Source organism: Paratractidigestivibacter sp., assembly GCF_963660155.1.
In the GTDB taxonomy this organism is placed as follows: Bacteria; Actinomycetota; Coriobacteriia; order Coriobacteriales; family Atopobiaceae; genus Paratractidigestivibacter.
The window spans coordinates 1-11,159 of the sequence record NZ_CAVKWG010000044.1 but is presented as its reverse complement, the minus strand read 5'-3'; the positions used below and the strand labels follow the sequence as shown (position 1 = coordinate 11,159).

General features: G+C 62.9%; 15 protein-coding genes. 6 read left to right on the top strand and 9 right to left on the bottom strand.

What is annotated here, in order from left to right; translation table 11 throughout:
* Positions 1-303: 303 nt before the first annotated feature.
* Together U5709_RS08350 and U5709_RS08345 are read right to left on the bottom strand one after the other, a co-directional pair.
* A complete protein-coding gene (locus U5709_RS08350) occupies positions 304-639 on the bottom strand; it encodes a hypothetical protein (protein WP_321973193.1) in 336 nt (111 codons plus the stop codon).
* 21 nt (positions 640-660) lie between these two features.
* Entirely contained in the window at positions 661-1,122 is a 462-nt protein-coding gene (locus U5709_RS08345) for a helix-turn-helix transcriptional regulator (protein WP_321973192.1), read from the bottom strand.
* A 189-nt stretch (positions 1,123-1,311) separates the two neighbouring features.
* Here U5709_RS08345 and U5709_RS08340 point away from each other — a divergent pair, with 189 nt between their 5' ends.
* The 4 genes from U5709_RS08340 to U5709_RS08325 all read left to right on the top strand — a co-directional run bounded on the left by U5709_RS08340 (position 1,312) and on the right by U5709_RS08325 (position 2,799).
* Positions 1,312-1,533, top strand: coding sequence for a hypothetical protein (locus U5709_RS08340; RefSeq protein WP_321973191.1), 222 nt, complete (start codon positions 1,312-1,314; stop codon positions 1,531-1,533).
* Entirely contained in the window at positions 1,530-1,754 is a 225-nt protein-coding gene (locus U5709_RS08335; RefSeq protein WP_321973190.1) for a hypothetical protein, read from the top strand. Before U5709_RS08340 ends, U5709_RS08335 begins: the two co-directional genes overlap by 4 nt.
* Before the next feature lie 98 nt (positions 1,755-1,852).
* Positions 1,853-2,665: an N-acetylmuramoyl-L-alanine amidase gene (locus tag U5709_RS08330; protein WP_321973189.1), complete on the top strand. Its 813-nt coding sequence runs from the start codon at positions 1,853-1,855 to the stop codon at positions 2,663-2,665.
* Positions 2,662-2,799, top strand: coding sequence for a hypothetical protein (locus tag U5709_RS08325; RefSeq protein ID WP_321973188.1), 138 nt, complete (start codon positions 2,662-2,664; stop codon positions 2,797-2,799). The genes U5709_RS08330 and U5709_RS08325 overlap by 4 nt, the downstream gene beginning before the upstream one ends.
* 43 nt (positions 2,800-2,842) lie before the next feature.
* Here the strand turns inward: U5709_RS08325 and U5709_RS08320 are convergent, their stop codons facing one another.
* The 7 genes from U5709_RS08320 to U5709_RS08290 form a co-directional block, all read right to left on the bottom strand.
* The gene (locus U5709_RS08320) at positions 2,843-4,090 is read right to left on the bottom strand and encodes an ATP-binding protein (RefSeq protein ID WP_321973187.1); all 1,248 of its coding nucleotides are present in this window, start codon (positions 4,088-4,090) and stop codon (positions 2,843-2,845) included.
* Between the two features lie 194 nt (positions 4,091-4,284).
* Positions 4,285-6,381, bottom strand: coding sequence for an FtsX-like permease family protein (locus U5709_RS08315; RefSeq protein WP_321973186.1), 2,097 nt, complete (start codon positions 6,379-6,381; stop codon positions 4,285-4,287).
* Positions 6,382-6,390: 9 nt separating this feature from the next.
* Complete coding sequence (locus U5709_RS08310) at positions 6,391-7,227, bottom strand: ABC transporter ATP-binding protein (protein ID WP_321973185.1); 837 nt, start codon at positions 7,225-7,227, stop codon at positions 6,391-6,393.
* 85 nt (positions 7,228-7,312) lie between these two features.
* The gene (locus tag U5709_RS08305; protein ID WP_321971001.1) at positions 7,313-8,419 is read right to left on the bottom strand and encodes a sensor histidine kinase; all 1,107 of its coding nucleotides are present in this window, start codon (positions 8,417-8,419) and stop codon (positions 7,313-7,315) included.
* On the bottom strand, positions 8,416-9,096 hold the full coding sequence (locus tag U5709_RS08300) for a response regulator transcription factor (protein WP_321971002.1): 681 nt from the start codon (positions 9,094-9,096) through the stop codon (positions 8,416-8,418). The genes U5709_RS08305 and U5709_RS08300 overlap by 4 nt, the downstream gene beginning before the upstream one ends.
* Before the next feature lie 463 nt (positions 9,097-9,559).
* On the bottom strand, positions 9,560-9,793 hold the full coding sequence (locus U5709_RS08295; RefSeq protein WP_321971003.1) for a DUF4160 domain-containing protein: 234 nt from the start codon (positions 9,791-9,793) through the stop codon (positions 9,560-9,562).
* A complete protein-coding gene (locus U5709_RS08290) occupies positions 9,786-10,043 on the bottom strand; it encodes a hypothetical protein (protein WP_321971004.1) in 258 nt (85 codons plus the stop codon). The genes U5709_RS08295 and U5709_RS08290 overlap by 8 nt, the downstream gene beginning before the upstream one ends.
* Before the next feature lie 136 nt (positions 10,044-10,179).
* Between U5709_RS08290 and U5709_RS08285 the strand changes: the two genes are divergently transcribed.
* Together U5709_RS08285 and U5709_RS08280 are read left to right on the top strand one after the other, a co-directional pair.
* Positions 10,180-10,434 (top strand): hypothetical protein, encoded by a 255-nt coding sequence (locus U5709_RS08285; protein WP_321973184.1) that lies wholly within the window; start codon positions 10,180-10,182, stop codon positions 10,432-10,434.
* Positions 10,435-10,436: 2 nt separating this feature from the next.
* Positions 10,437-10,718 carry a hypothetical protein gene (locus tag U5709_RS08280; protein ID WP_321971006.1) on the top strand — a complete coding sequence of 94 codons (282 nt, stop codon included), beginning with the start codon at positions 10,437-10,439 and terminating at the stop codon, positions 10,716-10,718.
* The last annotated feature ends 441 nt before the right edge of the window (positions 10,719-11,159 follow it).

Sequence of the window (11,159 nt, the reverse complement as noted above, 5' to 3'; positions counted from 1 at the left end):
CGCGATGATGCGGGTGGACACGGCCGGGGCTGCGGGGTACTTGACGGCGGGGTGAGAAAATGGGGGCAGTCTCCTGCTGAGACTGCCCCCATTCACTTTTTCAGATGGGACAGATTGCCCTGCCGCTTTTAGTCATTGTGCGCGTTACGAAAATCTTCCTCGGAATCATAGATATTGGAAGATGAAATGCTGTTCTTGTGCCCGCACTCGGTGCATACCCAGGTGTACTTATGGTCATCGAAGCCGGGCTGGTCGTTCAGATATGCGTTGCAACGGTCGCACCACCAGTCGACGTCTGGAAACCTACTGCTCATCCAAACCATCTCCTTCACTGCTCGCTTGCTTCTCCACAACCGGACCATCCGGATGTTCGCAATCATAGGCTTTTATGCCCGCAATCAACTCTTCTTTTGCAGCGGTTACTTCCGCAGGTGAAACGTTGGGCTGCGGCACGAAGACTCCCTTGATCTTTTTAACTGCAGTTGGGATGGCAGCGCCTAGCAATAGCGCGGCTCCAACGACTGGAAGCATCTGCTTTCTGCCTGTCAGGACACCGCCCATTTCAATTTTCTGGACCAACGCCTCCGGCCCGCCGCTAATCTTTGCCAAGTGCGTGAGCTCTGCATAATCCCATGCCATCGATAGCTCCTTTCGTAGTGCCTATTTCTTTATTGACTTGCCTAGTTCCTTCGCGATAGTTGCCAAGACAGGTACCAAGGCAGCGGAGGTTGGAGCGAGGGCGGCTGTTAGCGCCGCGGCACCGACCAACGCGCTTTGCCGGGCGAGAGTAGCCTGCCGAGAGCTTTTTCCTTTCTCGGGCGCTTCGGCCGGATCTTCCTGGAGCTTTTCGAGCTTGGAGGCCACCGGCTGGTCGACGAAAAGCTGGATGATCTTAGCCAGGTCCTCGTTGCCGCTCACTGCTATTTCGTTGTTGAAGACAGATCGAATGGCAAGATAGTGCATCTTGGTCATCTGGGTTTTGCCAGTCTCGAGGCTGCTGACAGTCTGCTTCGTCACACCAAGTTCGTTTGCAAGACGCTCGCCGGTCCAGCCTGCGGCCTTGCGTATCGTCCCCAGATGCTCTTGAAGCCTCTCTATGAGTTCCTCGTCTGTTGGCGACATTCGAAGACCTTTCATCAAGAATCATTGTTCCTGTCAGATATTTTATACAGCGTAAAAGAGACGTCAATAGGTCAAGTTAAAAATATCTCTGTCGTGCCACTTAGACGTGGTTTGCGACCAGCTTGTGACCACGCGGGAGACTGGTAGGCGTAAAGCTTGCCGGTCTCTTTTTAGTTGGGGTTGATGCGGATGGAATCGGTTCTGGTGGCGTTGATCGGCGGTGCGGTGACTTTAGCCGGCGTCGTCGTTTCGAACTCCCGGTCACGGGCCGTGCTCGAGCAGAAGGTCGACGAGCTGAGCCGCCGGGTCGAGAAACACAACTGCCTAGTCGAGAGGACGTACCGGCTCGAGCGGGACATGGCGCTTGTAAGACGCGACGTTGAGTCGCTGGAAGAAAGGGCTGGGAAATGAACGACTTCTTGACGAGCAACGAGTGGCAGTGGCGATTGCTTCGCACGATCGCCCAGGGCGTGCTGGGCGTGGTGGTGGCCAACATCGACCTGCTGGTGGGCGTGGCAGTGCTTGAGCCCACGTGGCGCGCGCTGGTCGTGGCGCTGGTGATGGCGGTGCTGTCTCCGCTGATGGCGGAGATCGGCAAGGGCAACGAGCTTAAGGGGGCCGGCAATGAGTAAGTTCGAACTGACGGAGGAGCAGATCGCGGCCATCGAGGCGCGCCAGGCCGAGGGGTGCCCGGACGACTGGGCACCGGAGCCCGAGGAGGTCGAGCAGGATGGCTAACGTCGCGGAGTTCATCCAGTGCGATTCACGCAACTACACCGCCGGGCGCCAAGGGAACCGCATCTCGAAGATCGTGGTGCACTACACGGGCACCGAGGCGTCGGCCCACAACAACCTGCTGTACTTCTCGCGCTCATCTGCCGGGGCATCTGCCCATTACTTCATCGACAAGGACGGAACACTGCGCCAGTCGGTGAGCGAGGGCGATACTGCCTGGCACGCCGGACATTGGGGCACCAACCTCTGCTCGGTGGGCATCGAGGTTGTCTCGGGCGGTGCGGACTTCACCGAGGCGCAGATCAACGCGCTGGCCGCGCTGGTGGCCGATATTCGCTCGCGCTGCGGTGTCTCGGCCGACAACGTGATCAGGCACTTCGACGTGACGGGCAAGCTGTGCCCGGCGCCGTACGTGAACGGCTCGAAGTGGGCGGCGCTTCATGCGAGGATCTGCGGCGGCGCGGCTTCCGCTGGATCCGGTTCCTCGGGCGGCGGGGCGTCCGTCTCCGGCGACGTGAGCGACCTTGCCCGCCGCGTCATCAACGGGGAGTTCGGCAACGGAGACGCTCGCAAGGCGGCGCTGGGTGACCGCTATGCTGAGGTGCAGGCCGAGGTGAACCGCATCCTGGGCGGCGGCGGTTCCGGCGGCTCTGCGGGCTCCACGGGTGGCGGCTCCTCCTCCGTTGACGTGGACGACCTGGCGCGTCGCGTGATCGCCGGCGAGTTCGGCAATGGGGACGCGCGAAAGGCAGCGCTCGGCTCCAACTACTCCGCCGTCCAGGCCCGCGTCAACGAGATGCCGTCGTGACGCGGCAGAAGCTCAAGGAGGAGGTCGCCTGGTGGCTGGCCGTCATCGCGGCCGCGTTGCTGCGCCTGATCCTACTCCCGCTGTACCCGCTCTGCTGGGTGGTCGATAGGTTCGAGAACGAGTTCAGGGACTAGCGAGGACGGTTGTTCGAGCGTGGGCGACAGGCGTTGCGGCAGCTCACGAGCTCCTTGCCCCGAAGCCCAGCCCTTGTCCGATCAGGTCGGTCACGTTCTCGTGGATGATCCCGTTTCGGCGCTGTATGGGGTCGGCTCGGGTAATCACGAACTTGGGATAGTTGTCGCGGATCTGCTCCAACGGGCGGTACTCGCGGTCCTCGGTCTTCTCGCTTCCCATAATCGTCATGGCCACCTGCACGTAGGAGTAGCCCATGTCGCGGCCGCGCATGATGAAGTCGCACTCGAGCTTGCCGATGCGCCCCACGCTCACCTCGTAGCCCAGGCTCCTGGCGTACCTGTACACAACGTTCTCGAGCACGGGGCCGTAGTTGATCCTGTTGTCGGTGTTGAGCGCGAAGTAGAAGCTCAGGTCGGCGAGGTAGTACTTCTGCTCGCCTGCGAGCGACTTGCGCGATTTCATGTCGAACCTTGTGCACTTGCTTATGATCTTGGCGTCCTCGAGTATCTGCAGGTAGCGGTTGAGGGTCTCGCGGTTCATCTGCACGCCCTGCTTCGACTTTAGGTCAGAGAGGATGTTTGTGAGCGACGTCGTCGCGCCGAAGTTGTTTATGACGTAGTCGCGCACGGCGTTGAAGACCGAGACGTTCTTGATCTTGACGCGCCGTTTGATGTCCTTCTCGAATATCTCCTGGATGACGGACTTCACATAAGCACGCTTGTCGGCCAGGTCCGTGTAGTCCAGGGCCTTCGGGAACCCGCCGGCGAGGATGTACTCATCGAGCTCGGCTGCGGGGTTCGGATCGGCAGCCATCCCCAGAAAGCCCTTCATCTCGCGGTACTCGCGGTAGTTCAGCGTTTGCATCTCGAACTCGACGTAGCGGCCCGTGAGCTTGGTGGAGAGTTCGCCGGACAGTAGGTAGGAGCTCGATCCCGTGATGAAGATCGAGAACCCGCCCTCGGCGCGGAACTCGTTGACGACTTCCTCGAAACCCTTGACGTTCTGGACCTCGTCGATGAAGAGATACTTGAGCCCCTCCACCTCGAGCAGGGGCTCGATCAGGCGCTCCAGCTGGTCTGCCGTCTTCACAGACCTGAACCCGTACCTGTCCAGGTCGAAAAACGCGATGCGCTCGGCGGGGACGCCGCTGCCCCTGAGCTCTTCCTCGATCGTGCGCATGAGGCACGACTTGCCGCATCGGCGCACGCCCGTAATGACCTTGATCATCCCGTCGTCGTTGTAGAAGCCGCGGATTTTCTCCAGGTAGCTTTCCCGCTTGAAATAACGCATGATGCCCCCAATCTAAGGCGAGGGCATCATACAAAAATCAAGATTTATCGATATATCTATCGCTAAATCTAGCTAGATACATCAATAACGGCAGAATTTGTCGCTCCCACTCAACAATCGAGAAAGTCCGAGGTTTGAGCCTGCGTATGCAGGGCGAGTCGAATTCCGGGCGCTGCCAGATCCTCCTCCTTGTGCTAGCTGAGCAGCCGGCTACCAACGCCGGAGACGATCGCGCCCTTCGCCACCTGGTAGGTGCAGACGAGGTAGAGCAGGTAGACGCCCATGACGAGCCCCGCCGCTCCCGCGAGCACCATCGGGTCGACGCCCGCGAACGAGAGCGCGCTCGTGTACATGACGCCCACCGCGCAGGTCGCGTGGCAGAGCGCGACCACGAGCGGCGCCGCGAAGTAGGCTGCCATCTGCGAGCGCAGGCTTGCCATCAGCGCGCGCCGGTCGCAGCCGAGCCGCGCGAGCATCCGGTAGCGCCCGATGCTCTCGGCAACCTCGGAGAGCTGCTGCACCGAGAGCACGGCCGCGGTGGTCACGAGGAAAACGAAGCTGATGTAGAGGCCCAGGTACGTGATGGCGAGCTTCAGCGCCAGGGTGTCGCTGCGGATCGTCTCGGGGTCGATCGCGTACGAATAGGGCCAGAGGGACCCGCTTTCTCTCGCCTGCTCGCATTCCTCACTGAGCTGCGCGGTGGCCACGGCCTGCGAAAACCCGTCGCGGTACATGACGTCCACGGTGCACTGGCTCGGGCACAGGCCCTCCGCGCGCGCCGTTCGCACGATACCATCAGGCACGACGAGGACGGCGGTCGAGTAGGCGATATCCTCGTCTACGAGCTGCGCCGTAACGAGCGTGCCGGAAGCCTTGAGATGCGAGCCCAGCATGTCGATGCCCTTCTCGCTCGAGGCGAGCGCTTCGGAAAACGCGGAAAGGCTGTCCACGTTGTTGCAGACGGCGTACTCGTCGTCTGCCATGACGATCTCCTGCGCGCCGATGAGGCGGGCAACCCCGTTGTACTGCGAGACGCCCACGAACTGCACGGGGTTGCTCGCGAAGGAGGAGTCGACGTTGGAGCCCGACGATATGCCGAGGGCCTTCTCGAGTTCCCCGTAGGCCATGCGTTCGGCATTCCAATGTTCGATCTGGGCAGCGGTTTTTACGAGCTCGCTCCAGCTGGGACAGTTCTCCTCCATCCAGGCAAGGGAGTCGCCGTCGTTTTCTTGATAGGCTTCGCGACTTGGGGAGTCCTCGGACGTGGCGTACCCGATGAACGAGGCGTCGTATGGGGCAGACTCGCTCATGTCGTCCGAGTAGAGGCTCGCGAGGCCGGAGCCGCAGGCGAACGTGGTGATGGCGATGAAGAGCAGCACGCATACGGCCCACAGCGAGACGAAGGCGGTGTTCGCCTTATGGGCGACCTGACGCACCGTGAACATGCGAAGGCCCCGCAGGTAAACGCTGTCGGAGCGCGAGAGCACGAGGACGACGAAGCCCGAGCCCGACCAGAACAGGAGGAGGGTGCCTACAAGCATAAGGGCCGTGCCCCGGAGGAACTCGTCACTCATGAAGTTCATGCCGAATGCGGCGAGCGTGCAGTAGGCGAGGGCGAGAATCGCTATGGCCAGCGCGAACCCGACCACGCAAAAGACGGGGCGGCGCAGCGCCATGCGCTCGCCTGTCGAGCGGGAATTGAGCAGGGTGATGATTCGGCAGCGGCCGATCTGCAGCGCATTGAAGGCGGCGGTGACCAGGAAGATCGCCGCGAAGGTTGCCAGCGTGGCCGCGGCCGAGCCCGCGCTGAAGATGATCTGGTAGTTGGCGACGCTCATCTTGAGCAGCGCGGCCGCCGCGAACGAGAGCCCCTGGCTCACGCCGATGCCCAGGGCAAGCCCGCAGGCGAGCGAGATGGCGCCGACCGAGAGCGTCTCCATGAGGACGACGGCGCAGACCTGCGGCGCCGTCATACCAAGTAGGAGATAGGTGCCGAACTCGTGCTTCCTGGCGCGCACGACGAAGCGGTTGGCGTATAGGACGAGCAGCCCCAGCACCACGGCCACGGCCACGCTGAGCATGGAGATGAGCCGCGAGATGTGGCCGAAGACGTCGGGGCCGCCGCTGGTCAGCACCCCTTCACCGGTCTCCTTGGCTTCGAAGAGCGCAGACGAGTCGCCGACGGCGTTGAAAGCATAGAAGACGGCGACGCCCAGGACGAGCGTGACGAAATAGATGGCGTATTCGCGCGCGCTGCGGCGCACGTTGCGCAAGGCGAGCTTCACAAGCATGGCAGCCCCCTAACGCGCGTGGCGGGGCGCAACCGAGCCGGCGCGCCCGCCGAGAAACGCTTGGACCTCGAGGATGCGCGTGTAGAAGTCCTCGCGCGAGCCGCTGCCGCGTCGCACCTCGCTGAAGAGCTTGCCGTCCTTTATGAAGAGCGCGCGCCCCGCATGCGAGGCGGCGAAGGCGTCGTGCGTGACCATGACGATGGTGCTGCCGAGCTTTGCGTTGAGGACTTCGAGGGTCTCGAGCAGGACCGCGGTGTTGCGGGAGTCGAGCGCGCCCGTTGGCTCGTCGGCGAGCACGAGCCTGGGATTGCCGACGATGGCTCGCGCGGCGGCCACGCGCTGGCGCTGGCCGCCCGACATCTGGTTAGGGTGCTTGTCCAGCACGTCCTCGACGCCAAGGAGCTTTGAGACGCGGCCGACCCTCTCGCGAACTTGGCCTGCGGATACGCCCTTGATGGTGAGGGCGAGGGCGATGTTCTCGAACCCTGTGAGGGTGTCGAGCAGGTTTGCGTCCTGGAAGATGAAGCCCAGGCTCTCGCGGCGGAAGCGGGAAAGCTCGCGACCGCGCAGCTTGGTGATATCGCGTCCATTGAGGACGATGTGTCCGCCGCTGACCTGGTCGATCGTCGAGATGCAGTTGAGCAGCGTGCTCTTGCCGGAGCCCGAAGGCCCCATGACGGCCACGAACTCGCCGGCTTCGATTGCAAAGCTCACGCCTGCGAGGGCATGCGTCACGGCTCCGCGCGAGCCGTAGGCCTTCTCGACGTCGGTCACGCGCAGAAGCGCGCCGCCCTGCGCGTCGGCGGGTGCGGGCGTTGCAAGGGGATTGATGCGAACAGCATTCATGCCCGGGTCCTTTCGTTGCGGTGGATGTTGCCCCCATCGTCCAGCTTTCGCGCGCCGTCATCCATCGATTTGCCTTACCCGAGCCTTACGTTTGCGTAAGGTTCGCCGCCGGTTCCGCCTGCGCAGGCGAGCCTGTTGCGGCCCGCGTCGCGGCGGCAAGCTCTAATCGCCGCCGATCCTGCGGAAAGCCGATGCTGATCGCAGTGCCCGCCCCTTCCTCGCTTTCAAGCTCGATGCCGAGCCCCAGGTCGCGGCAGGCGCAGGCCACCAGGTAGAGACCCATGCCCGTGGCGGGGTGGTGCGTGCGTCCGGCCTTCCCCGTGAAGCCTCGCTCGAACACGCGCGGCGCATCGGCGGCGGGGATGCCGTCGCCGTCGTCTGAAACGCGCAGCCAGGTGCATCCGTCCGCGGTGTTCGCATCGCTGGTCTCCAGCGAGAACGCTATGCGTCGCGCGCCGTACTTGATGGAGTTGTCCATGATCTGGCCCAGGATGAACACCAGCCACTTCTCGTCGGTAAGGACGCTGGCCTGCCCATCGATTTCAACCTGGGGCGCAACCCCTGCGCGGATCATGCGTCGCGCCTGCTTTCGCACCGCGGCGTTGACGACGTCGATGAGCTTGACCTCGCGGATAAGGTAGTCGTTGCTCACGGTTTGGGCGCGAGAGCAGTACAGGGCCTGCTCGATCTGCGCCTCGATGCGCGCGAGCTCGGCCCGCGCGGAATCGGCATCGGCGCCGTGCAGCGGAGCAAGCTCAAGTTGCAGCGCGGCCACGGCCGCCTTGGTTTGGTGCACCCAGAGCTCGGTGTAGTGCCGATGGGCGCTCGCATCGTCGCGAATGGCGTCGACCTCGTCCGTGGCGGCGGCGCCCTGCGCCTGCAACGCTTCGCAAGCGAGCCGGGCTTCGAGTGTGCGGGCTTCGCAGAGGAGCGACGAGATGAAGCGCGCGGAGGCGGGGTCGTCCGAGAGATCGGCGAGTTGGCGCCAGAAGCGCGCGTCGCGGTGATAGGCGAGCAAGAGCGCGGCGGCGAGGCCCGCAAGCAGCAGGACGGTCACGAGCGCGATAGTCCCCGTTGTCGCTCGCGTCATGTCGAGCACGAACGCCGCGGCCCCGATGCAGAGAAGGGCGACGGCGGCCAACGGGGCGCGGTCGCGGGCGAAGGCCGCGAAGCTCCATCTTGGCCTGCTCATGGGCGCACCAAGTAGCCTTGTCCGCGCTTGGTCTCGACAAAGCCACCCGGCACGCCGATTTTCTCGAGGCTGCGACGCAGGCGGTTGACGTTCACCGTGAGCGTGTTGTCGTCCACGAAGGAGTCGGTCTGCCAAAGCTCCTCCATGAGCTCAGCGCGCGTGATGACCTCGCCCGCGCTTTGCATGAGCACATGAAGGATGCGCAGCTCGTTGCGCGCGAGCTCGCAGGTTTCGTTTCCAAACGAAACCTCGCCGCGCGAAGGGTCAAGCGAGACGCCGCCGACTTCGAGGGCCTTCGGGCTCGTAGCTCCCGCATCCTGCCTGCGCGCAAGCGCTCGCTCGATGCGGGCAAGCAGCACGGCGGGGCGGTAAGGCTTGGTCACGTAATCGTCGGCTCCCACATCAAGGCTCAGGACCTCGTCGAACTCGCTGTCGGAGGACGTGACCACGATCACGGGGACGTCGCTATCGCGACGTATATCGCGGCAGATTTGGTGCCCGAAGGCGCCGGGGAGCGAGAGGTCGAGCAGGACGCAGTCGGCATCGGCCGCCAGCGCCTCTTCTGCGGCATCGGGAAACGATTCGCAGCAAACGCATTCATGGCCGTGCAGATCCAACAGGCGCACGAGCCCCTCGCGCAAAGGCGTATCGTCCTCGATGATGAAAATCCGTGCCACAGGCCCCTCCCTCCTTTCGTTTGCCAGATTCTACTCCCGGGCAAAGCCATCGTGCGCCCATCGGCGTTCTTTCACGCACATCAAATGATGCGGCAATAAATAACGCGGGAGGCGGTAGTGTCGGAAAAGTTGGTGTAAGCGCCCGGCCGAAGGCCGGCGCGGCCCCGTCCAGGGCCTGAAACCTATTCACACATGTTAATTGCCCTCGACCCTGTCGGCAAGCTCGACGGCGGGCGCCAGCGGCGGTATCGGCTCGCATGCGGCAGCCGCGACTTCTCAAAAAAGGCGTCCATTTCGTTTGAAATGGACGCCTTATCTGCTAGTATATCGCAAATACGTACAGGCGTTCTATTCCTACTCAATGATTGAGAGAGTCCGAGGCTTGAGCCTGCGTATGCAGGGTGCGTTCATTTTCGAGTGCCGCCGAGTGCCGGAATCCCGCGACCTGGGCTTTCAGTGAATCTCAGGGACAATTCAAGCCGTGGTTGGCGGCCACGAACCGTATGATGTCGCGCAAGTCCCTGTTCGGGATCCCGCCCTTGTTGTGCGCCAGCTTACAACCGCCCGAACTCGTGAGCCGGATTTTCGTCGCGCCCTTCGCCGGGCGTTTAACGGCGACGTGCGCATGCACCGGCCCGCCGTTCTCCCCTGTCCAAAAGAAAAGCAGGTAGGGGCCAATGCGAAAGAGGCTAGGCATAGACGCGCCCGCCCTCGTACGCGAAACGCATGATGAGCGATGAGTTGTTTCTCACGAAGGCGTCGAGGTCGGCTGCCTCCCTCTCCGAGAACCCGTCGAGCCTTAGCCAGTTGTAAGCGGGAAGCAGACACTCGGCGGTGTCAAAGCCCCAGTCGCGCGGGCGCTCGACGACGAGAACGGTGTTGTCGTCGCGCACCTCAGAGTACGAGACCCGCGTGTCGTCCTCAAAGCGAGCGTATTCCCACATCATCGGCGTGCCTCCCTGGGTTTTGCGACATGAGCGGAGTGTACCTTCGGCCCCGCGCTTCGCCGCAACCGTGGTGGGCGGACGCATTGAGTTAGTATACAAATTGGGTATACTATCCAAGAAAGAAAGGAGCGCGGCGGTGGTCAGAGTGCACGGGAACGTCCTTAAGCACGGGCTTGCCAGCGAGGAGGTCGCATATGCGTGGGAGAACCCGATCAGGTGCCGCCAGAGGAACGGCACGGATGACCCGCCGCTTTGGATCTCGGTCGGCTCGCTTCCCGACGGGAGGTTCGCCGAGTTGATCGGGTTCATGGACATCGACGGCGTCTGGTGCGTCTTCCACGCAATGACGCCGCCGACGAAGAAGTTCAAGCGTGAGCTGGGATGGAGGTAGACATGAACGGAATCGTCGCCGAGAACGGCAAGGTCGTTACCGACGAGATGATCGCCGCCTGGGAGAGCGCGCTCGAGCGCGACGAGTGGCCCAGCGGGTGGGTCAACGTCGGCGAGGTCGTCGAGGGCAGGCTCCCGAAGGCGGCGCCGGACACCGTGACGCTGTCGCTCAAGGTTCCCGCCGCCATGAAGCGAGCCCTTGAGAAGGAAGCCAAGGCCGAGGGCAAGTCCACAGGCGCGTACGCCCGCGGAATCCTCGCGGACGGCCTCATGGCCATAGCGTAAGCGGGCGGGACCGGCGCGGCGTCCCTCCCGCGCCCGATGTGCGGGGCCGGTCGGCCGCGGGCGCCGCGCAGAGGGACCGAGGTGCCAGTTTCAAGCGCGTCGGGAAAGAATAACCGTCGTCGCAGGTAGGCGGGCGCGAAAACGCTCCGTGACTCCATTTTGACCCCGGAACGGAAATTTTCTTGATGCGCCGCACGCCTCGGCAAAGGCGTGCGGCGCAGACGATGTTTTATGCGTCTAGCTGCGCCCGATTACATTCCTGTGAGGTTTTTCGGGGCACCAAATATCAGTTTCCCCAGCTATTCGCCGCCTCGCCGTTGCCGCCGGCTTGCGTATATCACATATACGTAAGGTTATTAGCTGAGCCAGAAAACACGTTAACAAAAAGAGGGGACCGTTTTCGGCCCCCTCTAGCAGCGCATCTTGTTACTCCCACTCGAT